At 51.0% G+C, this 23,756-nt stretch carries 28 protein-coding genes and 1 tRNA gene; 12 read left to right on the top strand and 17 right to left on the bottom strand.

Annotated features, from left to right (window positions below):
* Positions 1-92: 92 nt before the first annotated feature.
* From QP938_06165 to QP938_06095, 15 genes are all read right to left on the bottom strand, one after another.
* A complete protein-coding gene (locus QP938_06165) occupies positions 93-1,073 on the bottom strand; it encodes a malate dehydrogenase (GenBank protein ID WIO75485.1) in 981 nt (326 codons plus the stop codon).
* Between the two features lie 142 nt (positions 1,074-1,215).
* A complete protein-coding gene (locus tag QP938_06160; protein WIO75484.1) occupies positions 1,216-1,827 on the bottom strand; it encodes a dUTP diphosphatase in 612 nt (203 codons plus the stop codon).
* Between the two features lie 18 nt (positions 1,828-1,845).
* Positions 1,846-2,475 (bottom strand): MBL fold metallo-hydrolase, encoded by a 630-nt coding sequence (locus QP938_06155; protein WIO75483.1) that lies wholly within the window; start codon positions 2,473-2,475, stop codon positions 1,846-1,848.
* 309 nt (positions 2,476-2,784) lie between these two features.
* Positions 2,785-3,558, bottom strand: a complete 774-nt coding sequence (locus QP938_06150) for a TatD family hydrolase (protein ID WIO75482.1) — start codon at positions 3,556-3,558, stop codon at positions 2,785-2,787.
* 53 nt (positions 3,559-3,611) lie between these two features.
* Positions 3,612-3,980, bottom strand: a complete 369-nt coding sequence (locus QP938_06145) for a PilZ domain-containing protein (GenBank protein ID WIO75481.1) — start codon at positions 3,978-3,980, stop codon at positions 3,612-3,614.
* Between the two features lie 98 nt (positions 3,981-4,078).
* Entirely contained in the window at positions 4,079-5,032 is a 954-nt protein-coding gene (locus tag QP938_06140; GenBank protein WIO75480.1) for a DNA polymerase III subunit delta', read from the bottom strand.
* Positions 5,032-5,670 (bottom strand): dTMP kinase, encoded by a 639-nt coding sequence (gene tmk, locus QP938_06135; GenBank protein WIO75479.1) that lies wholly within the window; start codon positions 5,668-5,670, stop codon positions 5,032-5,034. Before tmk ends, QP938_06140 begins: the two co-directional genes overlap by 1 nt.
* Positions 5,671-5,715: 45 nt before the next feature.
* Entirely contained in the window at positions 5,716-6,735 is a 1,020-nt protein-coding gene (gene mltG / locus QP938_06130; GenBank protein WIO75478.1) for an endolytic transglycosylase MltG, read from the bottom strand.
* Entirely contained in the window at positions 6,720-7,511 is a 792-nt protein-coding gene (gene pabC / locus QP938_06125) for an aminodeoxychorismate lyase (protein WIO75628.1), read from the bottom strand. Before pabC ends, mltG begins: the two co-directional genes overlap by 16 nt.
* 150 nt (positions 7,512-7,661) lie before the next feature.
* Entirely contained in the window at positions 7,662-7,898 is a 237-nt protein-coding gene (gene acpP / locus QP938_06120) for an acyl carrier protein (protein WIO75477.1), read from the bottom strand.
* 177 nt (positions 7,899-8,075) lie between these two features.
* Complete coding sequence (gene fabG / locus QP938_06115; protein ID WIO75476.1) at positions 8,076-8,819, bottom strand: 3-oxoacyl-ACP reductase FabG; 744 nt, start codon at positions 8,817-8,819, stop codon at positions 8,076-8,078.
* Positions 8,820-8,845: 26 nt separating this feature from the next.
* The gene (gene fabD, locus QP938_06110; GenBank protein ID WIO75475.1) at positions 8,846-9,781 is read right to left on the bottom strand and encodes an ACP S-malonyltransferase; all 936 of its coding nucleotides are present in this window, start codon (positions 9,779-9,781) and stop codon (positions 8,846-8,848) included.
* 40 nt (positions 9,782-9,821) lie between these two features.
* Positions 9,822-10,847 (bottom strand): phosphate acyltransferase PlsX, encoded by a 1,026-nt coding sequence (plsX, locus tag QP938_06105; protein ID WIO75474.1) that lies wholly within the window; start codon positions 10,845-10,847, stop codon positions 9,822-9,824.
* Positions 10,848-10,888: 41 nt separating this feature from the next.
* Positions 10,889-11,068: a 50S ribosomal protein L32 gene (rpmF, locus tag QP938_06100; protein ID WIO75473.1), complete on the bottom strand. Its 180-nt coding sequence runs from the start codon at positions 11,066-11,068 to the stop codon at positions 10,889-10,891.
* 55 nt (positions 11,069-11,123) lie between these two features.
* Complete coding sequence (locus QP938_06095; protein WIO75472.1) at positions 11,124-11,651, bottom strand: YceD family protein; 528 nt, start codon at positions 11,649-11,651, stop codon at positions 11,124-11,126.
* A 110-nt stretch (positions 11,652-11,761) separates the two neighbouring features.
* On the opposite strand from QP938_06095, the gene QP938_06090 reads away from it, so the two are divergent.
* The gene (locus QP938_06090) at positions 11,762-12,340 is read left to right on the top strand and encodes a nucleoside triphosphate pyrophosphatase (GenBank protein WIO75471.1); all 579 of its coding nucleotides are present in this window, start codon (positions 11,762-11,764) and stop codon (positions 12,338-12,340) included.
* Here the strand turns inward: QP938_06090 and QP938_06085 are convergent.
* Together QP938_06085 and rluC are read right to left on the bottom strand one after the other, a co-directional pair.
* Positions 12,328-12,996 (bottom strand): HAD-IA family hydrolase, encoded by a 669-nt coding sequence (locus QP938_06085; protein ID WIO75470.1) that lies wholly within the window; start codon positions 12,994-12,996, stop codon positions 12,328-12,330. The two genes, QP938_06090 and QP938_06085, sit on opposite strands and share 13 nt — an antisense overlap.
* Before the next feature lie 45 nt (positions 12,997-13,041).
* On the bottom strand, positions 13,042-13,998 hold the full coding sequence (rluC, locus tag QP938_06080; GenBank protein WIO75469.1) for a 23S rRNA pseudouridine(955/2504/2580) synthase RluC: 957 nt from the start codon (positions 13,996-13,998) through the stop codon (positions 13,042-13,044).
* Between the two features lie 680 nt (positions 13,999-14,678).
* Between rluC and rne the strand changes: the two genes are divergently transcribed.
* The 11 genes from rne (at position 14,679) to QP938_06025 (ending at position 23,690) form a co-directional block, all read left to right on the top strand.
* Positions 14,679-17,774, top strand: coding sequence for a ribonuclease E (gene rne, locus QP938_06075; protein WIO75468.1), 3,096 nt, complete (start codon positions 14,679-14,681; stop codon positions 17,772-17,774).
* Positions 17,775-17,875: 101 nt separating this feature from the next.
* Positions 17,876-17,966: transfer RNA gene (locus QP938_06070), tRNA-Ser, on the top strand.
* A 166-nt stretch (positions 17,967-18,132) separates the two neighbouring features.
* Positions 18,133-18,813, top strand: a complete 681-nt coding sequence (locus tag QP938_06065) for a Bax inhibitor-1 family protein (protein ID WIO75467.1) — start codon at positions 18,133-18,135, stop codon at positions 18,811-18,813.
* Positions 18,814-18,882: 69 nt separating this feature from the next.
* On the top strand, positions 18,883-19,278 hold the full coding sequence (gene tusD / locus QP938_06060; GenBank protein ID WIO75466.1) for a sulfurtransferase complex subunit TusD: 396 nt from the start codon (positions 18,883-18,885) through the stop codon (positions 19,276-19,278).
* Positions 19,279-19,289: 11 nt separating this feature from the next.
* Positions 19,290-19,646 carry a sulfurtransferase complex subunit TusC gene (gene tusC, locus QP938_06055; GenBank protein WIO75465.1) on the top strand — a complete coding sequence of 119 codons (357 nt, stop codon included), beginning with the start codon at positions 19,290-19,292 and terminating at the stop codon, positions 19,644-19,646.
* Positions 19,646-19,918 (top strand): sulfurtransferase complex subunit TusB, encoded by a 273-nt coding sequence (gene tusB, locus QP938_06050; GenBank protein WIO75464.1) that lies wholly within the window; start codon positions 19,646-19,648, stop codon positions 19,916-19,918. Before tusC ends, tusB begins: the two co-directional genes overlap by 1 nt.
* A complete protein-coding gene (locus QP938_06045) occupies positions 19,915-20,250 on the top strand; it encodes a TusE/DsrC/DsvC family sulfur relay protein (protein ID WIO75627.1) in 336 nt (111 codons plus the stop codon). The genes tusB and QP938_06045 overlap by 4 nt, the downstream gene beginning before the upstream one ends.
* A gap of 58 nt (positions 20,251-20,308) precedes the next feature.
* Positions 20,309-20,665 carry a 4a-hydroxytetrahydrobiopterin dehydratase gene (locus tag QP938_06040; GenBank protein WIO75463.1) on the top strand — a complete coding sequence of 119 codons (357 nt, stop codon included), beginning with the start codon at positions 20,309-20,311 and terminating at the stop codon, positions 20,663-20,665.
* Between the two features lie 198 nt (positions 20,666-20,863).
* Positions 20,864-21,661, top strand: a complete 798-nt coding sequence (gene phhA / locus QP938_06035; protein ID WIO75462.1) for a phenylalanine 4-monooxygenase — start codon at positions 20,864-20,866, stop codon at positions 21,659-21,661.
* A gap of 47 nt (positions 21,662-21,708) precedes the next feature.
* Positions 21,709-22,041 carry a 4a-hydroxytetrahydrobiopterin dehydratase gene (locus QP938_06030; protein WIO75461.1) on the top strand — a complete coding sequence of 111 codons (333 nt, stop codon included), beginning with the start codon at positions 21,709-21,711 and terminating at the stop codon, positions 22,039-22,041.
* 113 nt (positions 22,042-22,154) lie between these two features.
* Positions 22,155-23,690 carry a sigma-54-dependent transcriptional regulator gene (locus tag QP938_06025; GenBank protein ID WIO75460.1) on the top strand — a complete coding sequence of 512 codons (1,536 nt, stop codon included), beginning with the start codon at positions 22,155-22,157 and terminating at the stop codon, positions 23,688-23,690.
* Positions 23,691-23,756 lie beyond the last annotated feature (66 nt).

Below are 23,756 nucleotides of genomic sequence, written 5' to 3'. Positions count from 1 at the left end.
GTTTAGCGTGCGACGTCTGACGTGCGACGTGCGACCATAAAAAAAGAGCGCCATAGAGGCGCCCTTCTTTCGAACCTTCTTACGAAGACTACTTACGGCAACAAATGAGCAACCGCGTCGCGCTCTTCTTTCAATTCCTGCTCGGTAGCAGTCATCTTGGCGCGGGAGAATTCATTGATCTCCAGGCCCTGAACGATTTCCCAATCGCCGTTTTTGCAAACGCACGGGTAGGAGTAAATCAGGCCAGCTTCGATGCCGTAAGAACCGTCGCTGTAGATACCCATGCTTACCCAGTCGCCTTCAGCAGTACCCAGGGCCCAGCTTCTCATGTGATCCAGAGCAGCGTTGGCAGCAGAGGCAGCGGAAGAAGCACCACGGGCTTTAATGATGGCAGCACCACGTTGCTGAACAGTCGGGATAAAGTCGTTTTCGTACCAGTCCTGCTCAACCTGATCGATAGCAACACTGCCGTTAACGATTGCAGTGTGCAGGTCCGGGTATTGAGTGGCTGAGTGGTTGCCCCACACAGTCATTTTGGTAACAGCACTACTGTGAACACCCAGCTTGCCAGCCAGCTGAGACATAGCACGGTTGTGGTCCAGACGCATCATGGCAGTGAAGTTGCGCGGATCCAGGTCCGGCGCATTGCGCTGGGCGATCAGGGCATTGGTATTAGCCGGGTTGCCAACCACCAGAACTTTTACATCGCGAGAAGCGTTGTCATTCAGGGCTTTACCTTGAACAGAGAAGATAGCCGCGTTAGCTTCCAACAGATCTTTACGCTCCATGCCAGGTCCACGCGGACGAGCACCAACAAGCAGCGCGTAGTCAGCATCTTTGAAAGCAACGTTAGGATCGTCAGTTTGAACCATGCCTTGCAGCAGCGGAAATGCACAATCTTCCAGCTCCATGGCAACGCCTTTCAGGGCTTCCAGTGCGGGAGTGATTTCCAGCATTTGCAGAATAACCGGCTGGTCTTTACCGAGCATGTCGCCAGAGGCAATACGGAACAACAGGGAGTAACTGATTTGGCCGGCGGCGCCGGTCACTGCAACGCGTACAGGTGCTTTCACGGGAATTCTCCGTCAATTCGTTTGGGTAGGTAAAATTCGGGGCGGATTATACGGGATTGGCCAGAATTTCTAAATGACCTCCCGCATTTGAAATGAGATTGAGCTTTTCCCCAACCTCATTAATCAACTTTAAGCTCCAAAATCAGACTGGATAGCGCTCCTTCAGAGCGTCATACAAATCATCACTGAAGCTTTTCGAACTATGATCCAGTTCGGCAACCACTTCCACCAGATGTTCGTTATCTTCCTTGCCGTGCCAGATTTTGATGTAGGTGCCGTCTTTATAGCCGTGATCCTGACGGAAGAAATTGAGCACATTCTTACCAACATAGCGGACGTAAAGCTCTTCGAAATCCATTTCCACCCCGGCCATCAGTCGGGTAAAACCGGTGATGTCAAAAGCTTTGGTTTCCAGAGTGCACAGAGTGAACGCTTCCAGGTCTTCACGAAATTCACCCACTTGCACAGATTCCAAAAGCCCCTGCTCCAGTTGCTGAGCCATCTGCTCTTTTGACTGATCGTGCTGCAGCAAGGTACTCAAACCGAAGTGCCAGATATCCACCAGCTCCAGCTTTACCTGATCCACATCCGGTGCCTGGTGCTTCCACCACTTCCAGCCGTAATGGTCCATCAGCTCACCACACTCAACCCAGATTGCCCGGTACCATTCGTGATTGCGGGATTTCCAGTCGCTGTTTACCTTGCTGTTCATGCCATCCTGCAACTGCAACATGGTCAAAAGTTGTTGTCTCATCATTTCCCCTGTAAGCCTTTAACAGGCCCTGATAATAGCGTTGTGCTGCTTTTCATCGGCTATGGTCGTACTTGGACCATGGCCGGTAATAACGGTCGCGTCATCATCGAGAGAATAAAGCCTCTCGCGAATCGACTTTTCTATTTGGCTGAAGTCGCCGCCCCACAAATCCGTTCGGCCGATACTGCCACGAAACAGGGTATCGCCGGCGATAAGGGTTTTGTGATCCTCAAACCAGAAGCTCACCGAGCCGGGAGTATGCCCCGGTGTATGTATTGCCACCCCACTACAGCAACCCAAGTCCTGATCATCCTCAATGTAACGATCCGGTGCTGGCAACTTGTCTTCGTAAGGCACACCAAACATCGCACACTGCTGATCGACAATATCCCACAAAAACTGATCATCCCGATGCAGGTAAATTGGCGCACCGGTTGCGGTTTTAATTTTCCCTGCTGCCAATACGTGGTCAAGGTGGGCATGGGTATGAATTATCGCCACAAGTTGCAGGTTCAGTTCATTAAGACGAGCAAGAATTTTGTCAGCATCCCCACCGGGATCCACCAGCAACGCCTTACCCGTTACCGGATCTCCAATTATTGAGCAGTTGCACTGCAGCGGCCCAACAGGAAAGGTTTCGAGGATCATGTAATTCCCGTCATATTCAGATTCGAAGACGCATCATATCAGCCAGCAATGATCGACGTCTTAGTGAATCAACTATTTTTTAGCTAACACCCAAGCAGCCTTTTGGCCGGTACCGGAAAGTTGTGACGATTTGTCAGTTATATGAGGAACCACTTTTCGGTACCGGCCAAAAGGCGGGCCCATTCAACACTCCGCCTTTGCCAGCCACAAGTTATCCGTCCCTCATATACCCCAAATCGGGACAAATAACTTCTGACCATCAAAGGCTAGCTTGGGCTGAGTCATCAAGGACTTTTGGAATAACATCCATCAACAACGAAACAACCGCTTAAAATTATCTGTAGTAGCCACAGCTAACTCCTGCTCGGTCACCCCTTTCAACTCCGCGACACACTTCGCCACCTCAACCACATATTGAGGCTCGTTCTGCTTACCCCGATGCGGTACCGGTGCAAGCCAGGGCGAGTCGGTCTCTACCAGAATGCGATCAAGCGGCACACGCTTTACAACTTCACGCAATTCAGAAGCATTGCGAAACGTAACGATGCCGGAAAACGAAATGTAGTAACCCATCTCCATGGCAGCCTCGGCCATCTCAAGAGATTCAGTGAAGCAGTGCAACACCCCCGCCACTTGCGGGTTGCCATACTGCTTTATCAGCTCAATGGTTTCGTCGCGGGCATCGCGAGTGTGAATAATCAGCGGTTTTTCAAGCTCCCCTGCCACCTTCAGGTGACGCTTGAAGCTCTCCCGTTGCCAATCGGCAGAGTCCGGACTGTAGAAGTTATCGAGCCCGGTTTCACCAATCGCCACCACTTTAGGGTGAGCACCAAGTTCGCGTAGCTCATCAATATCGGGTAAGGGTGGCAGATTCTTTTGCAGTGGATGGACACCTGCAGAGATCACCACATCGGGATAACGCTCAGCCAGATCCTGTAATTTGCGGGAGGAATCTAGATTTACCGCAACACTCAGAAACTGCTTAACACCACGCTGCCGGGCAGCATCAAGAACACCATCCAGACCATTTTCGTAATGCGAAACATCCAGATGATTAAGGTGACAATGGGAATCTACCAGCATGAAAACTCAGATAAAAAGATATGTTTGGCCTGGACTGCCTGGAAGCAGTCCAATTACATGGTGTGAGTCCGATCACCGGATTGGATCATACCCGCCAGATAGGCTTCGATTTTACCCACCAGATCACTGTTGGCTTCGCCCAGTTGAATACCGATACCCTGACGACGACTGCCAGCGGTCTCTTTGGGGGTAACCCAGACCACTTTACCGGTAATGGGGATCTTTTCAGGCTCGTCCATCAACTGCAGCAGCACAAAGACTTCATCACCCAACAGATAGGACTGGCGGGTCGGAATAAACAGACCGCCATTGACCACAAAAGGCATGTAGGACTGATACAACTCGTCTTCAGTCATCAGCTTTAAATTCAGTATCCCGTTACGCACACCGCCGCCAAGACTATCAACTGCCATTGTTTTCATATAGGTAAGTATCTGTTGTTATTCGACAAAAGGCCAATTTTGGCTGTTAATTTATGGAATTAGTCCATTCTACCGCAAGCCGGACAGGGTGTGCGAAATCAATTTGATGACCGCAACGTCTGCCAGTCAAGCAGTAGTGTTTCCCATAATAGTTGTAGATTGGGGTTACTGCTGCCAAGTATTTCACGTCTCGCTGTGACCAGACGGTCATGATAGCTGAACAAAGGACGCGAGGCCTTGTCGCCAAGCTGGGTCCGTATTGAGCTGGATACCCGACCGATAAGCCACTCCAGGAGCTCACTAGCATTGAGGCGGCTGCATTTCTCGGCTGCCACCACTGGCGACAGGCTGCCAGAAGCTACCTGATCCAGCAATTCATCAAAATTCGCCCGCTGCTCCAGCAAATCACCTTCGACCAGCTTTAGCGCCAACAGCGGCTTACCACCGGCCTGTTCCAACAACCATTGAGGATTGTTGTCACTGGCCACCACTTGAGTCAGCCAGTTTAGCCCCTGATTAATTGAAGGAACCGAAAAAGGTATCATGCGGCAGCGGCTTCTGATGGTTGCCGGCACACCAGACACTCGGTGACAAATCAAGATCAACAGAGTGTTAGCCGACGGCTCCTCAAGACTTTTCAACAGAGCGTTAGCCGCATTCACATTCATCGCCTCGGCAGGATCGATAATGGCCACTTTCCAGCCACCCTGCTGCGAGGTTTTGGTAACAAAATCACGGGTAGCACGAATCTGGTCAATTTTGATCGCCTTACCCACCTCTTCCGGTTCGACCGAAAGCAGATCAGGGTGGCTTTCCGCCGCCAATAAGCGACATGACTTACAACGACCGCAACCGTAGCCACCTAACGGATCAAGGCACAACACCAGCTGTGCCAGAGCCTGGGCGAACTGGTGCTTACCCACATCTGCCGGGCCGTTAAGCATAATTGCATGAGGTATTCGGCCATTTTGATGAAGCCTCAAAAGGCTGTCCCACTGCTGTCCCTGCCAGGGATATGGCATTTCTGGTGGTGAGAGTTTTTCTTCCGCCATCAGCCGGACACCTCTGTATCTCGATAGAACTCTTCCAGAATATGGGATATTTGCTGCTGTACCTCTTCCAACGGCCTGGATGCATCCACTAACCGACAGCGCCCTGGCTCACGCTCGGCAATATCTCTATAGGCGCCACGCACCCGTTCAAAAAAGGCGTGTCGCTCTTGCTCAAATCGATCGGGTTCACTGCGTTTATGAGCCCGCTGTAACCCCACCTCTACCGGCAAATCAAGAATCAGGGTTAAATCCGGCCTCAAGCTACCTTGCACCAACTGCTCCAGCACCTTAATTCGCTCAATATCCTGACCACGACCACCACCCTGATAGGCATAGGTAGCATCAGTAAATCGGTCACACAGCACCCAATCACCTTTAGCCAATGCTGGCTCAATCACCTGATCGATATGCTGGGCGCGAGCGGCAAACATCAGCAGCAATTCAGCAGCCTCATCCACCGGCTCATCCCGGGGCGACAGCAGCAGATTACGAATATCCTCTGCAAGCGGAGTGCCCCCTGGCTCACGGGTGGCAATAAAATCGAGCTGCCGGGAAGAAAGCCATTGACGGATAAACTCAATGTTAGTGGTCTTGCCGACCCCTTCCGTGCCCTCAATGGTAATAAACTTGCCTCGCATTCAATGCGTTCCTTATGGTTTTGATTAGTGCTAACAGGCTCTGGCTCAGCTAGATGGCGAAGAGCGGTAATTATTATTTTTACGACGCTGATACTTATCTACCGCCCGCTCATGTTCCGCAAGTGTCGCCGAAAAAACATGGCTACCGTCACCCTTAGCGACAAAATAGAGTGCATCCCCTTCCGCCGGATGCAGTGCAGCATGAATTGCCGCACGCCCGGGATTTGCTATCGGCGTTGGTGGCAATCCCTTGATCACATAGGTATTAAACGCGGTATGTTCGCGCAGGTGCCTGCGAGTCAAATTGCCACTGTAACGATCACCCAAACCGTAAATTACGGTCGGATCAGTTTGCAAACGCATGCCCTTTTGCAGCCTGCGCACAAAAACACCGGCAATCTGCTGGCGCTCTTCCGGGACACCCGTCTCTTTTTCAATAATGGACGCCATAATAAGCGCCTCATACGGTGTTTTGTAGGGTAAATCTGCTGAACGGTTTTGCCACTCTTCATCCAGCACCTGACGCATTACCTGATAAGCTCGTCGAAGAATTTCAACATCAGTAGCGCCTGAATGGTATTGATAGGTATCCGGATAGAGCCACCCTTCAGGGCTACCATCCACAAAAGGCAAAGTTGGCACTGCAGCTATTGATATCCCCAGTTCCACTTGTTCACTATTTGTCAGTCGCAGAAGCCACTCTTTGGCCGTCAGCCCTTCCGGGAAGGTCACCTGATACTCAATCACCTCCCCTCGGGAAAGCTTTCCTAACAGGGATAGCGGCGTATCCTCCGAATTTAATCGATAGTCTCCCGCCTTTATTTCTGACTGACCAGAAATTCGGGCATAACCCAACAACACTTCCGGATGATCCAGTATTTCAGACTCAACCAAACCATTCACCACCCTGGTAAGATTACTCCCTGGTGCAACGCTGAACTGGTGAGCTTCCACAACTGCCAGAGGTGCCTGTAAATAACGATCTACCCACCACAAAACACCCATGGCCAAAACTGCCAACAGGGTACAACCAATAATAAACTGACGACCTAAACTCGGTAGCACGTCCAGCGTTCCCCTAATTTTTGTTGTAATTGCTTAGTCCACTCCCCCACGGGGAGTTCACAATGCTCAATAATTTTTCGAACAGGATAAATACCAAACAGAGAGTTCGTAATAAAAATCTCGGATGACTGAATAAGTTGCTGCAAAGAAATTTCTTTTTCCACACAGGGAATGCCGGCTTTTTGGCAAAGCTCCTCCAGCACCACCCTGCGCATCACTCCGGAAACACCATTGCAATTTAACTTTGGCGTAATCAATTCATTGTCTATCCGGGCAAAAAGATTACTGCAAGTAGCTTCGATCACCGAACCTCTCGCATCCATCAATAACCCTTCAAAAACAGCAGAATCACTCCACTCCGCCCTGGCCAGCACCTGATCAAGGCGATTAAGGTGCTTGATTCCAGCCAGCACCGGATTATCCGGAAGACGATAATCGCAAACTCTTACCGCAACACCCTCAATTGCACGTTTTGACGGTAACTCAGGCAGCGGCAAATAAAGGCCACTGATAACCGGCTCGCATGATTGCGAGAATTGATAACCTCGGCCACCGACCCCAGCAGTAACAATCAGCTTGGCGATGCCGGATTTTCCGTCTCCACTTGCCAAAACTTCATTTAATTTTCGATCAATTTCCAATGGGTCAACTGAAATCAGCAAACGCTCACACCCAGCCAGCAATCGCTCTCGGTGCTTGACCCACAATGGCGCCTGACCATCATGAACGCGCACCGTCTCAAACAAACCATGGCCATAGGCAAAGCCCCTGTCCATAACAGAAACTGTTTGCTGGTCTGCAGTACTTTGCTGAGTGTCGATCGGAGTTTTTGACATAGAGGAATTAAACCAGATTCACCCGCCTTTCTCGAGGGTAAAAAAAAGGCCGCTCCCGATAAAGGAGCGGCCTTTTTTAGAAATCGACTATCAGTCGAGGTTCTCGTTGATGTACGAGATAGCCTGCTGAACAGTAGTGATTTTCTCAGCTTCTTCGTCAGGAATTTCAGTATCAAATTCCTCTTCGAGAGCCATGATCAGCTCAACGGTATCGAGGGAGTCTGCGCCCAGGTCTTCAACGAATGATGAAGCCGGCTTAACGTCTTCTTCCTTAACTCCCAGTTGCTCAGCAACCATTTTTATCACGCGTTCTTCGATGCTGCTCATGAGTAATCTCACCCCTAAATATTAGTAAGAGTTTGTCCTACCGCCCGACCGCGCAGCGCTGTCGATACGGTTTTAAAAAGTGTTTGTCCGAAGACAATGGGTGCGCATTGTACCTTAAAATTCACAATGCGTAACCCATTTTCAAAAACAGGGAGTAACCCGTTGAGAATCAACAGGTTACGCCATATACATACCACCATTCACATGAATGGTTTCACCGGTAATGTAGCCTGCTGCATCGCTAGCCAGGAAATTTACCACCTGGGCAATCTCTTCCGGCTGTCCCAGACGCGCCAACGGCACCATGGACAACAGAGAGGTTTTGGCATCTTCACCCAGCTCATCCGTCATGTCTGTCTGAATAAAGCCCGGAGCTACAGCATTAACTGTAATGGCACGAGAACCCAGCTCTTTTGCCAGCGCACGAGTCATACCCGCAGCACCCGCTTTGGTAGCAGCATAGTTGCTCTGGCCAACATTGCCCATTGAACCAATCACAGAAGTAATGTTGATGATGCGCCCCCAGCGAGCTTTGGTCATACCACGGACACAGGCCTTGCAGACGCGATAGATAGAGTTGAGGTTGGTATCGATCACATCGAACCACTCATCATCTTTCATGCGCATCAGAATATTATCTTTGGTGATACCGGCGTTATTGACCAGAATTGTCGGTGCGCCGTATTCGCCAGTAATAGCCTTAACCACGGAATCTACTGACTCCTGGTCAGTAACATTCAGCATCATGCCTTTGCCATTGATACCTTTCTCGGCAAAACGCGCACTGATTTTTTCAGCACCGGATTCGCTGGTTGCCGTACCAATTACTACCACCCCTTTAGCACCCAGTTCATCGGCAATCGCCGCACCGATACCACGGCTGGCACCGGTAACCAGGGCAACTTTTCCTTCCAAGCTCATAGTTAACTCCTTCGTTATAATTTATTTCAGGCTTCCGCCAGCGCAGCATCCAGAGAGGCTACATCTTCAGTAGCCAGAGCGCTTAAAGAGCGTTCAATGCGCTTGCACAGGCCACTGAGGACTTTACCAGGGCCACATTCAACAACCGTATCAACACCAGCAGCAGTCAGGCTGTTTACGCAATCTACCCAGAGTACCGGGCTGTAAATCTGCTCAATCATCAGCGCTTTAATAGCCGCAGGATCCGTCTCGGTTTTGGCGTGAACATTGTGAACCACAGGAACTTGCGGAGCCTTGAATTCAGTCGCTTCAATTTGGGCCGCCAGCTTATCAGCTGCAGGCTGCATCAGCGGTGTATGGAAAGGCGCACTTACTGGCAGCGGCAAAGCACGCTTGGCACCCGCTTCCTTACAAGCTTCAATTGCTTTCTCAACTGCACCGGCGTGACCAGCAATAACCACTTGGCCAGGGGAGTTAAAGTTTACTGGTACCACCACCTCATCTCCGGAGGAGGCTTCACAAGCGGCCTTGATGGCATCATCATCCAAACCGATGATGGCAGCCATAGCTCCAACTCCAGCCGGAACCGCTTCCTGCATGTAAGCACCACGACTACGAACCAACTCAACTGCATCTTTAAATTCAACCACACCGGCACAAACCAGAGCAGACCACTCACCGAGGCTGTGGCCAGCCATCAGCGCAGGCTGGGCACCGTTTTTCTCGTTCCAGATACGCCACAAGGCAACACTGGCAGTCAGCAGCAGCGGCTGGGTGCGCTCAGTCAGGTTGATCGCTTCCTGCTCTCCGTTTTGAACCAGATCCCAAAGATCGTAGCCCAGCACCTCTGATGCTTCCGCAAAGGTTTGCTTAACAATTGGGTATTGCTCAGCAACATCAGCCAGCATGCCAATTTTTTGGGAACCCTGCCCCGGAAAAACAAATGCGAGATTCTTTTTCATGATAACTCTCTAATCACTCTAATCTGATTCAGTTAATTCTTTATCGCTGCTGCAGGCTCTTTTCAATCAAACTCGGCAGCCTGGCCCTGGCTTCACCCAAGGCCACTTCTAGTGCACAGGCAAAACTTTTCTGATTTGCCGAACCGTGACTTTTAACCACCACCCCACGCAATCCCAAAAAGCTCGCGCCATTATAACCAGCTGGATCTATGCGACGCTGGAACGCACGTAACACTCCACGGGAAATCACTCCGGCAATTTTAGCGCCCAGCGAGCGAGAAAATGCCTTCTGCAAACGCAGGGCAATCATTTTTGCGACACCTTCACCTGCCTTGATCGCGATATTGCCGCTAAAACCGTCACACACCACCACATCGGTAGTGCCAAGGTAGATATCATCACCTTCAACAAAGCCGAAGTAATTCAGCGCGCGGTCAGCCTCCAAAAGCTTAGCCGTCTCCTGCAACTCGCGGCCACCTTTCAGCTCTTCCGAGCCGACATTCAGCAAACCAATCGTCGGCCGGTCTTTTTGCTCAACCGCCTGAACGAGGCAATTGGCCATGGTGGCAAACTGGTGTAACTGTTCAGGGGAACACTCGAGATTGGCACCGGCATCCAGTAGATAACTGCGCTTACCCAGTGACGGTACTGCAGTGCAGATAGCCGGCCGATCAATACCTTTAAACAATCCCAATGCACTCAAACCCATTGCCATCAAAGCGCCGGTATTACCTGCGCTGACGCAGGCATGTGTACCGCCATCTGCAACGCCATTGACAGCCACCCACATGGACGACTCGCGCTTTCGGCGCAGGGCAATTGACGGCTTATCGTCTGCTGTGACCACCTGTTCACAATGGTGAACATCAATACGATCAAGTACCGGCTTTGCAGCGGCAGCTAGTTTGAGACTGGAGAGTTGCTTTCGAATGACGGATTCGTCACCGAAGAGAATAACGCGCACATCAGCGTGCCGACGAAGAAAGTCGACAGCGGCGGGAACCGTGACGCGGGGACCAAAGTCCCCGCCCATGGCGTCGATGGCAAGACAAATGGAATCTGCCAAAGAGAAGCTTCTTATAAGAGGCGCCCTCTTAAAGTTGCTTTTTATTCGTTGCCGGTTTCGACTACTTTCTTACCGCGGTAGAAGCCGTCAGCAGTAACGTGGTGACGCAGGTGCTTCTCACCGCTTACTGGATCAACAGACAGAGTAGGTCCGCTCAGAGCATCGTGAGAGCGATGCATGCCACGCTTGGAACGGGTTTTACGGCTTTTTTGTACAGCCATGATTGAACTCCTGAAATAAGGTTAATCTGTTCTTGGCGGAGCCATATCGGCGCCATCAATCTTTTCGCTTCAGTTGCTCCAGCACCTGAAACGGATTCGGTTCAGACGACTCTTCCACCTCACCGGTGGAGAAGTGACTGACGCCCTGGCAATCGCCTTCATCGTGATAATTCACAAACGGCAATGCCAGCAACAATTCATCTTCTACAAGGCGACTCAGTTGGGCGCTTTCATCGGCCACAATCCAGGGCTCAAGCTCACTGGAAAGGTGCTTGGCACCATCTTCATCCCAAACCAGCCCTAGCGCCACATCGGAGCTAAGCTCCAGAGGCATGCCCTCCATGCAGCGCTGGCAGGTTACAGCCACTTTGGCCGACACCGTACCGACAACAGTTCGGGTTCCTTGTTCGTCCATATTGAAGCTCAACTCAACATCGACAGGTTCATCGATATTCAGTACAGCCGCAGCCAGACGAGGCAGTTGCTCCCCGGTAAAAACGCCCGTCAGATGTACGCCTTGACCGGTCAATTTACGTGCATCAACCGTCTGGGGTAACGCTCTTTTGGATGGGGTAGTCAACATAGGCGCGCAATGATAGTGATATCACTTTGATAAGTCAAAGAAAAATCAAGCTGTTAACGGCTTTGTCAGGCAGTATAGAATGACTGGCAAACAAGCACTCAGACACCTTTATGACTACCCTGGTTCTCGCCTCGTCCTCACCGTACCGAAAGTCACTGCTGGACCGACTGTCGATACCCTATACCTGCCAGTCACCGGAGATCGATGAATCCCCGAAGAGAAACGAAACGCCACTCGAGCTGGTGCGTCGACTATCGCGGGAAAAAGCCGCCGCCCTGCAAGCAACCCATCCCAACCACCTGATCATCGGCTCCGACCAGGTAGCCGAGCTGAATGGCCAGATAATCACCAAACCAGGATGTTTTGAAAACGCCAGACTGCAACTCAAGGAACAATCCGGCAACAGCGTCAGATTCCACACCGGGCTTTGCGTGCTCAACAGCTCAAACGGCGAGTCAGAAACCGATGTAGTTACAACAACCGCCAGCTTTCGAACTTTGAGCGACAGCGAAATAGAACGCTACCTATATAAAGAAGAACCATTTGATTGTGCTGGCAGCTTCAAGTGCGAGCAGCTGGGGATTAGCCTACTTGAGTCCATGCTGGGACCAGACCCCACAGCACTGATTGGGTTACCACTGATCCGGCTGTGCGAAATGCTGCGCAACCAGGGGATTCAGGCACCCTGACTTTGACGATGCCTCTCAACTACCCCCTCCATCAATGAAAAGCAGTCAATCGTTGCAATAGGCTGATAACGACTCAGCCGTTCGGCCTCATGGGCACCGTAGCTGACCGCTAATCTAGGAATGTCGGCGCGCTGCGCCATCTCCATATCAAACTCGGTATCCCCAACCATAATTGCCTGATGAGCTTGCAGCCCAAACTCATCAAGCAACTCGTTCAGCATCAGCGGGTGCGGCTTTGATCGGGTCTCATCAGCACAGCGACTGCCATGAAAGAAACCCTCAAGCCCTTTCTCTTTCAGTACCCTGTCAAGCCCACGGCGACTCTTGCCAGTTGCCACCGCCAACTTGTAACCGGTATCGCGAAACCGCTCCAGGGATTCCATAACATACGGGTAGAACGGGGATGGCACCTTATCGTTTGACATAAAGTGACTGGAGTAGCCTTCGCGTAGTCGCTGGATGAGGTCTTCGTCTTGCACATGCGGATAAAGCGCCATCAACGCTTCTCGCAACCCCAGCCCCACTATCTCGTGAACCTGCTTATCGGATGGGGGCTCGATACCGCAATCTTCGGCTGCCCTTTGCATGCAGAACGCAATTCTCGACAGCGAGTCCGAAAGCGTCCCATCCCAATCAAATATAAGTAGTTCAGTCATAGTAAATCAGGGCTTATCCGACAAATAATCAATGTAACTAAAGGCTTAAAGGTTATGAAGTGGCTCTTCCAGCTCCGGCGGCAGCGGCGCCTCAACCAGCAATTTCTTTTCCGATTCCGGCAGCCGAAAGCCAAGCGCACTGGCGTGCAGGAACATTCGACCTAGCCCGGCAGATTTCACGTACTGGTTAAACTCGGTATCACCGTATTTGTCATCACCAGCCAGCGGGTGACCAGCAAACTGGCTGTGCACACGAATCTGGTGTGTACGACCAGTCTCAAGCTTGACCTGGACCAGGGTAGCCCGATCAAATTTCTGCAGGATCGAAAAGTTGGACACGGACGGCTTGCCGTCCTGAGTTACTTTCACGATCCGCTCACCGGACTTCAGTTCATTCTTGCGCAGTGGCGCGTCGATGCGCCTGCGATCCTTGGGCCAGTGCCCCTTAACCAGAGCAGTGTAGATTTTATCAATCCGGCGAGCACGCATCTCCTCTTGCAGCCAACGTAATGCACTGCGCTTCTTGGCCAGCAGAATACATCCCGAGGTATCACGATCCAGGCGATGCACCAACTCAAGGAAACGCTGATCCGGCCTCATTGCCCTTAATGACTCAATCAGCCCAAGACTAATGCCACTTCCACCATGCACCGCAAGGCCAGCCGGCTTGTTAACCACCATCAGCAGGTCATCTTCGTAAACAATGCTCTGCTCTAACAAACGCTGCAGCTTGACCCCGGGCCCCGCTACAACCTTTTCCTCGGAAACACGAACCGGCGGAATACGCACAATATCGCCAGCAGATAGCTTGTTAGTTGGCTTCACCCTGCCTTTGTTTACTCGCACCTCACCTTTGCGAAGGATGCGGTAAATCAGCGACTTGGGCACACCTTTCAACTGGGTCATCAAAAAGTTATCGACCCGCTGACCTTCCTGATCTTCCGTAACCTCTACAAAGCGCACCCCGCCCGTAGAACCTTCTTTTGCCTTTTGATCAGTCATGTCAGCCGCTTGGTTAGTAAAAACAGGCGCGCATTCTAACAGGTTGACCGGCTAATGTGAGTAAAACCAGAAACTCGCCCTTGACAGAATGTTCTCTTTAATTTGAAGGGGTTAGCAAATACTGATATAGTCAGCAACCGCGCCAGCCGGGTCTTTTTCACGGCGGCGCCTTGTACCGGTATCCCGCTTTACTAATAGTTAGTAAGTAGACGTTACCGAAGAGTGAATTTGAAAGGTTCTTGCAGCCCCTGCCCACACGATTGACAGGCCCTGCAAGCACCGAACTTAACCGCACAACGGTGCGGAACGTATACGAGAAAGCACGCAGTTACAGGTTGCCAATTGTTGACTGCCATAGAGCGCAGAACAATGGCTAAAAAGATGGATCCGTCGTCCTCCCGGGAGTTCTAGAGAACTCCCCGGCACGAAACAGAAAGCGATAAGGCGACGTACGGAACTCCATCTCTGACAAGCACCAGAGAAGAGTTAGAGTCGACTGGAAACCCAGATGACACAAGAGTTTAGAGGCCTTCAGGCACCACCACAAATAGTGCCCGGAACACCAGCCAAGCCGCTGGTGTAACCCTGTTTTTATCGCCTCCTCTGCCCTGCTAAACCACCTGCCCGCCGAATACATACGTCCCGCTACTGCTGTGCCTTTGCAGTAAACAGGAACCAAAATGAAACGTATGTTAATCAACGCAACTCACTCAGAAGAGTTGCGAGTTGCCATGGTTGACGGCCAAAAGCTGTATGACCTGGACATTGAAAACCGCAATCGCGAACAGAAAAAAGCCAACATCTACAAAGGCAAAATCACCCGCATTGAGCCAAGCCTTGAAGCCGCATTTGTTGACTACGGCGCAGAGCGTCACGGCTTCCTCCCCCTGAAAGAGATCTCCCGCGAATACTTCAACAAGCAGCCTAAAGAAATTCAGGGACGCGTTCGCATTCAGGACGTCCTCAAAGAGGGTCAGGAGCTGATTATTCAGGTCGAAAAAGAAGAGCGTGGCAACAAAGGCGCCGCACTTACTACTTTTGTCAGCCTGGCCGGCCGATACCTGGTTCTGATGCCAAACAACCCACGTGCTGGCGGCATCTCACGCCGCATTGAAGGCGACGACCGCGCTGAACTGCGCGAAGCCATGCGCGACCTGAATGTCCCCAAAGGTATGGGCGCCATCGTTCGCACCGCCGGGATTGGACGCTCTTCTGAAGAGCTGCAGTGGGACCTCGACTACCTGTCAAACCTGTGGACAGAGATCGTCAAGGAAGCAGAGGGCATGAAGGCGCCTTCATTCCTGTTCCAGGAAAGCAACATCATTATTCGCGCCATTCGCGACTACCTGCGCCCGGACATTGGCGAAGTCATCATCGACAATAAACCTGCCTGCGACCTGGCTCGCACCTTTATCCAGCAGGTAATGCCAAACTTCCAAAGCAAGATTCGCGATTACGAAGACAACATTCCGCTGTTCACCCGCTACCAGATCGAAAACCAGATCGAGACAGCTTTCCAGCGTGAAGTAAAACTGCCTTCTGGCGGCTCCATTGTGATCGACCCGACCGAGGCAATGATCTCAATCGACATCAACTCCTCGCGCGCCACCAAGGGCGGCGATATCGAAGAGACTGCCCTGCAGACTAACCTCGAAGCGGCCGACGAAATTGCTCGCCAGCTACGTCTTCGCGATGTCGGCGGCCTGATCGTTATCGATTTCATTGACATGAACTCCGCCAAGAACCAGCGCGAAGTAGAAAACCGCATGAAAGATGCACTGGAACTGGACCGCGCCCGCGTTCAGGTTGGCCGCATCTCACGCTTTGGCCTGCTGGAAATGTCTCGTCAGCGCCTGCGCCCATCCCTGGAAGAAACCACCTCCAAGGTATGTCCTCGCTGTACTGGCCAAGGCACCATTCGCGGCACCCGCTCACTGGCACTGTCAATCCTGCGCCTTGTGGAAGAGGAAGCACAGAAAGAGTTCAGTGTTGAGATCCGCGCCATCACACCGGTTGAAGTGGCTACTTTCCTGCTCAACGAAAAACGCCGTGAAATCGGCGAAATCGAGAAGCGCAATAAAATTCGCGTGGTGGTTATCCCCAACAACCACATGGACACTCCTCATTTCGAGGTTCAACGCCTCCGCGAACAGGACGGCGTGGTTCAGGAGTACAGCTACCGCCTGGCTGAAAGCATTGCTCCGGAAGCCACCAATTACGACGCCAACAAAGAAAGCGCACCTACCGAGATCGCCCGACCAGCTGTTGAAAGTGTTGCCCGCACCCAACCAGCTCCCGAGCCGAGCGAACCGAAAAAGACTGGCACCAAGAAGCCAGGACTGCTGCGCCGCATAATCGACGCTCTGTTCGGCAGCGAGGAGAAGCAAGACAAGCGCAGCAAAAAGTCCTCGCACAAAGGCAAGAAAGGGCAATACGCAAGATCGGCAGAAAACCGCAATAACCGCGGTAAAAAGTCCGGCAGCGGCAACCAAAATCGCAACAAGGGCCAGGGACGCCAACAGCAACGTGACGTTCAGGAAGGTCGCCACCAGAATCGCCGCAAAAAACCCGGCAGCACCCAGCCTGAGCGCCAAAAAGACCAACAGGTTCAGGCAAAAGCGGCTCAGGCAACAGCCGAAAGCAAGCAACAGCCAAAAACACAGACTTCAAATCAGGAGCGCAATCAGGACAGCAGTGAGCAGCGCCCACCACGCCGCAGCGAAGGTTCACGCCGCTCCCCTCGTCGCCGTCGCGAAAGACGCCCGGTGAACGATGAACTGTTGAAAGCAGTTGATGCAACTTCAACCAATTTGGAAGCAAGCAATGACGACGCAACCGAAAAAGCTGCCGCCCTTCAAGTAGAAAGCAAGGCAGCCGAGAAAGCGCAGAAAGCAACCGAGAAACAACCGGTTCGTGAAGAAGCTTCAACCGAGAAAACTGAAGCCACTGAAGCAGCCCCAGCCTATCAACCAGAGAAGCAAAAGGCGGCCGCCCAAGTCGAGCAGGAAGCACCTACTGCCACTGAACAACCAGCAGCAGAAGCAACCACTCCTGCAACTGAAGAGCCTGTACAGGCAGAAAGCCCTTCACTGGTTGAAGACTCTGTATCCGCTGAAAGCTCTTTACAAGCTGAAAGCTCTTTACAAGCTGAAGGCACTTTACAGGCTGAGGGCTCTTCACAGGCTAAAAACCAAACCGAAGAAGAGACCAAAGTCGCTGAACAGCCAGAAGCAGAGGTTGAACCTCAATCTGCCGAAACAGTAGCTGCCACTTCGACTGAAGAAGTAGCGCCAGCAGAGTCGACCAAAGCTGAGCAACCACAAATTGTGGAAGCGAAAAAGGCAAGCCAGCCCTCTTCTGCCAACAAGGCCGAACAGCACGATCTGTTTAAAGCTTCCGTAGCGACAGAGGCAACCACTTCGGAGCCTGAAGCTACTGGCGAAGCCTCGATTGCTACCACAGAAACTCAACCGGAAGCACCAGTTGAAAACGAAGCTGCCAAAGCCGAACAACCAGAAGCGCCTCAAGCAACCGAAGCGGGCACTCCAGCTCGCCCGAGCAACGACCCACGTAACAAGCCACGCAAAGTTGAGGCTGTTGAAGTTACTACCGTGACTCGTGAGCGCCCTCTGCCCTCGGCACTGGATACTGCCAAACCTGCACCGGTAGAAATCGTTGCCAACGAACTGAAACGTCCAGCCAACGATCCGCGCCTGAAACGTAAAGCCGCCGCCGAAAATGCAGCGTCAGAATCTCAGGAAACATCTGCAGAATAACGACTGATTGCACTTGGTAAAAAAAGTGTAAAAAAGGCACAAGGGAAAACCATTTTACTCTTGTGCCTTTTGTTTAAGTCGCTATAATGCCACCCCACAACGGAGGGATGGCTGAGTGGTTGAAAGCACCGGTCTTGAAAACCGGCATAGGTTAATAGCCTATCTAGGGTTCAAATCCCTATCCCTCCGCCACTACTTAAAGGCCACCCATACGGGTGGCCTTTTTCATTTCTCGCATTTAAATTCCCAGAAACTCCAATTCCACACTGAATTTAGGGCAATTAAAAATTCCTTGATTTAGCCAAGATGCTTTGTATTATGGGGCGACAAACTTCATTTAGGTCAAGGGAGACCCAAAATGTCTGAACAAGCCTACATCGCCCCTAGAGGCATTGAGTCAACCCTCAGCACAAACAAAGTACTGAAAAATACTTATCTACTACTCTCAATGACTCTATTGGTCAGTGCTACTGCTGCATGGGCATCCACTGCAATGGAAGTCAGCAGAGTGACCGCTTTAATGTGCAGCCTGGCAGCACTTGCAATTGTTTGGTTTGTTTTGCCACGTGTAGCCAAATCCGCTGCAGGACTTCCTGTAGTATTTTTGTTTACCGGCCTATTGGGCTTTTCTCTAGGCCCAGTACTTAACCACTATCTGGCAATGGATAATGGCTCTCAAATAATCATGCAAACGCTGGGAGCCACGGCCGCAGTTTTTCTGATCCTCTCAGGTTATGTTTTAACCACACGCAAAGATTTTTCTTTTATGCGTGGATTCCTGATAACTGGATTGATTGTTTTACTTTTGGCTATTTTAGCTTACATTATTGCCGGCTTCTTTGGTGTTCAAATGAGCGGTGTGTTTCTTGCCATTAATGCTGTTGGCGTTTTGCTTTTCTCAGGCTTCATCCTGTACGACACCAGCCGAATCATTCACGGCGGCGAACAAAACTACATTATGGCCACAGTTGCCCTGTATTTGGATATTCACAACCTGTTTACGAGCCTGCTACATCTTATTGGCTTTGCTGACGACTAAATACCGGCATCAAAAAGCCCGGCGATCGCCGGGCTTTTTTGTTTGCAGCTAAGCGCCTACAATTTCCTAATGAAATTCTCCCTAATAGTTCTCGGTGCCCCCGGCACCCACCAATGCACACAAACAGCCCTCGCTTTTGCCAAGGCAGCTGTAGCTGCGCAGCATTCGATTTATCGTATTTTTTTCTATCACGACGGTGTTCATAACGGTTCCACATTGACCACGCCACCACAAGGCGAAGTAAATTACCCTAGCGAGTGGCACGAACTGGCCAAAGAAAACAATATTGATCTGGTTGCCTGCATCGCTTCCGCCTTGCGACGTGGCGTCATCAATCGCGAAGAAGCTGACCGCTTTGAAAAGCCCACTGCCAATCTTGATGAGCCAGCTTTTGACCTCTCCGGCCTGGGGCTTTTGGTGGATGCCACCGAAAATTCCGATCGCATTATCACCTTTGGTAACTGACGGAGTTTTACGTGAATAAAAAAGCTCTCTTTATCCTGCGTCATTCACCTTACGGAACCAGCCTTGCCCGCGAAGCGGCGGAAGCCGTTTTGGCAGCGGGCTCATTTGAGCAATCGGTAAGCGTTCTTTTTATGGATGACGGTGTACTGCAATTAATCGACCAGCAATCTCCTGGACAGGGCACCAAAAATCATGCCGCCATGCTCAAGGCACTGCCAATGTATGAAGTTGAAGACCTGTACGTAGATGAAACTTCACTGGAACACCGCAATATGAAAAATGAGCAAATTATTGCAGGCATTAAGCCAATAAATGTTTCAGGCATTCAAAAGCTAATGGCTGACCACGATCACATTGTGAGCTTCTGATGATTCTGCACACGGTTAACAAGTCACCTTTTGATCACGGCGCACTCACCTCCTGTTTGCGAGTTGCCGCACCTGAAGACACAATCCTTCTGATTGAAGATGGTGTTTACGGAATACTTTCTGCACAGCCTGAAAGAGAGTTACTGGCGCTGGAAGACGACATTAAGACACGGGGCTTAAGCGATAAACTGCCCGACAACGTAAAACTGATTAACCACTCCACATTTGTGGAACTGACCACCAAGGCTTCTGCTGTACAAAGTTGGTACTGATGACACTAATTGTGAAAAACCGTGAAATTGCTACAGACAAAGAGGGCTTTCTGACCGACCTCAACGACTGGTCCGAAACTGTGGCCGAGGCCCTTGCCGAAGCTGAAGGTTTGACACTAACAGAGCAACACTGGGAAGTACTGAAATTACTTCGGCAGTTCCAGCAGGAGTTTGACATCTCACCACCCATGCGCCCACTGGTGAAGTATGTCACCTTGCACCTGGGAGCAGACAAGGGCAAAAGTATCTACCTAACCAGACTCTTCCCGCCCAACCCAGCCAAGATCGCCAGCAAGATTGCCGGACTCCCCAAACCAGAGGGCTGCATCTAGCAGCCAAACCCATCCTTTAGATTTCTGCTATTACTTAAGCAGAACGGAGGAAATCACCATGCCCACCAGACTCTCCCAGGAAACCTGTGAAGCCTGCCGTGCCGATGCCCCCAGGGTTGATGATGGCAACGAACGCCAAATGCTGCTGGATCGACTGCATGACTGGCAAATCGTGGATCAGAACGGCATTGATCAGTTACAGCGTCGCTTTACCTTCAAGAACTTTGCCGAGGCAATGAACTTTGCCAACCAGGTGGGCGAGCTGGCCGAAACCGCCAATCACCACCCCGCCATTCTTGTTGAATGGGGCGCAGTCACCGTGACCTGGTGGACCCATAAGATTCACGGCCTGCATCGCAATGATTTTATTATGGCTGCCCGCACCGAACAGCTGCCGGTAATTATCAAGGATTAACCCCCTCCCCCAAGTGCCGCAGCAGACCTGACAGGTTTGCTGCCCGCAGCATACAACCCCTCCAACGTCCCCTCAAACCATTCAGACCTCGCTCAGCTCAAGGCAGACTCCGTGCATCGTGTAAATATATGATTACATATTTAATGATTTTTATTTTCATTCTGATAGACTCCGCAGCTTGACATATTGAGATCAAACATGAAATCAGCCACATCGTACATTACCAAGACACCTGATGATTGTGGGGTAATCCACTACTCTGCGTCTGAAAATGAAACCTGGAAAACACTGATAAACCGTCAGCTTTCCGCCATAGAAGGCAAGGCTTGTGACGAGTACATTCAAGGGGCAAATACACTTCAGCTCCCAAAGGAAAGGGTTCCACAACTCTCTGAAGTCAACGAAGTTCTACTGGATACCACCGGGTGGCGAGTAGCTCCTGTACCAGCGCTGATCAACTTCGATCGGTTCTTTTCCCTCCTGGCTGACAGACAGTTCCCAGCAGCGACCTTTATTCGCACCCCGGAGGAACTTGACTACCTAAAGGAGCCAGACATCTTCCATGAGATTTTTGGTCACTGCCCACTACTAACCAACCAATCTTTTGCAGACTTTACTCACCATTACGGAAACCTCGGCCTGAATGCCACCCACAAGGAACGCGTATTTCTGGCCCGACTCTATTGGTTCACTGTTGAATTTGGACTTATGAAGACCAGCCAGGGGCTCAGGATTTACGGCGGAGGCATCCTATCCTCCCCCGGCGAGACCCTCCATGCATTGAGCGACGCCCCAGAAATCCGGGAGCTCGATATTCTGCAAGTGCTACGCACCCCATATCGTATCGATACCATGCAGCCGCTCTACTACCTGATAAACAATCTGGAAGATTTATACGGATTGTGCGAGCTGGATATTATGTCCTACGTCAAAGAGGCCATACGGCATGGCCTGATCACAGATCGTGAAGCAGTTCAGGCCATTACTGCCTGCTGAATCAGCATTAACCAAAGAAATTATCAAACCTTTTTGAGGATACCCGAATGTCTTTAGCCAAACAGAGCTGTGAAGCTTGCCGCGCGGATGCACCCAAAGTCTCTGACGAAGAATTAAAAGAGTTGGTTTTATCGATCCCTGAGTGGTCAGCTCCGGTACGCGACGGCGTCATGCAGTTAGAACGCGAATACAACTTCCGTAACTTCAAGGACGCCTTAGTATTTGCCAATAAGGTTGCCACCATAGCTGAAGAAGAGTTTCATCACCCCTCCATTCTTCTGGAGTGGGGAAAAGTTACGGTGACCTGGTGGACCCACAAGATCAATGGATTGCATCGCAACGACTTTATTATGGCCGCCCGAACAGACGAACAGCTTTAAAGCGCCCCAGCCCGGTATTGCCGGGCTGTTCCCCCTCCCTATCACCAGTGTAAAAAATTAATTACAATTTCTGTATATTCCACAACCAAGCCTATCTGTACAGAAATAGTGACATGAGATTATTCATCGCTTGTGAAAACCGCCCGGGAATTGCTCACAATGTATTGGACGCATTAGTCCGCCACGATATTGATTTGCGAGGAATTGAATTTGGACCAACCGGTCAAATCTACCTCAGCTTCCAGGAGCCGGATCTTAATATCACCCAGCAGCTGATGCCGGAAATCCGCCGCATTGAAGATGTTAAAGATGTCGTAATTATCCCCTACATCCCTCTTGAGCGGGAACATGTAGAGGTGCATACACTCCTCAACACCCTGCCAGACCCGGTAATCTCGATTGATCAACAGGGACAAATCAGTATCGCCAATGGCGCTGCACTGAGCCTGTTGAAACTCGACACCCAGGAAACCAAAGGGAAAGCACTCAAGCAGTGGTTGCGCGGGTTCAACCTTTCCCAATGGCTAAACAGCCATGCTGCAGAACCTCACACCTGCCAGCTGGAGTTTGCAGGCTATCCCTATCTGGCCAGCTTTTACCCAATCAGCGTGGCCGATGATAGCGGTGACGCATTTGCAGGAGCAGTGGTTTACTTTAAAGCTCCGTCATCACTGGGACAGCAGATGGCCGCCTGGAAAAAGCAGGTAGGTCACTTCGAGTTTATTGAAGCTACCAGCCCCAAAATGAAGCGCGTTGTCAGGCAGGCAAAGAAAATTGCAGAGCTTGAGGCCCCCTTGTTGATTTGCGGCGAAACCGGAGTCGGTAAAGAGCTTTTGGCGAAAGCCTGTCATCAATTCAGCCATCGTAAGGACTACCCTTTCATTGCGGTTAACTGCGCAGGGTTGCCGGAAAACAGCGCTGAGAGCGAGCTGTTTGGTAAAGCTGAAAACGATGATGTACAGCACCGTGGCGTGTTTGAAGCTGCTGAAAATGGCACAGTTTTTCTGCATGAAGTAGGCGAACTTTCCATGTCGCTTCAGGCCAAGTTTCTGCGCCTTTTACAAGATGGCAGCTACCGTCGGGTTGGCAGTGAACAGGAACTACAGAGTCAGGTCCGGGTTGTTTGCTCCACCCAAAAAGACCTGCGCGCTCTTGCTAAAAGCGGCAAGTTCCGGGAGGACCTTTATTATCGGCTAAATGTCCTTACCCTGGAGATCCCGCCACTTAGGGAGCGCCGTGAAGACATCCTCCCCCTTGCCCGCCACTATCTGAGGCAATTCAATGTAGCTAGTGGACGACGCCTTAATCTTTCGGAATTGTCACGCAGCATATTGGAGCGCTACAACTGGCCAGGCAATGTACGCGAGCTTCAAAATGCCATACAGCAGGCCGCCTCTGTTGCTGAGGGTGCAGTTTTGGAACCGGAAGACTTTCAGTTGCCCGGATATGCAGAGGGTTGGGGGCTGGTAGATCGTGAATCTGTTACCACTTTGGAGGAATCAATCAAAAAATATGAAAAAGAGCTTTTAAAAAGGCTTTATCCCGCCTACCCGTCCTCCCGAAAATTGGCCAAACGACTTGGAGTGTCCCACACCGCCATCGCAAACAAACTGCGTGAATACGACATTGGCAAACCCGAGAGCAACTAGAGCCGTAAAGGAATGTTTACAAAAACGAAGAGTCTATAATAGGCATTTTCAAGCATTGATACTGGT

The organism is Porticoccaceae bacterium LTM1, assembly GCA_030252795.1.
Lineage (GTDB): Bacteria > Pseudomonadota > Gammaproteobacteria > Pseudomonadales > Porticoccaceae > SCSIO-12696.
This window is presented reverse-complemented; position numbering and strand designations above follow the sequence as displayed.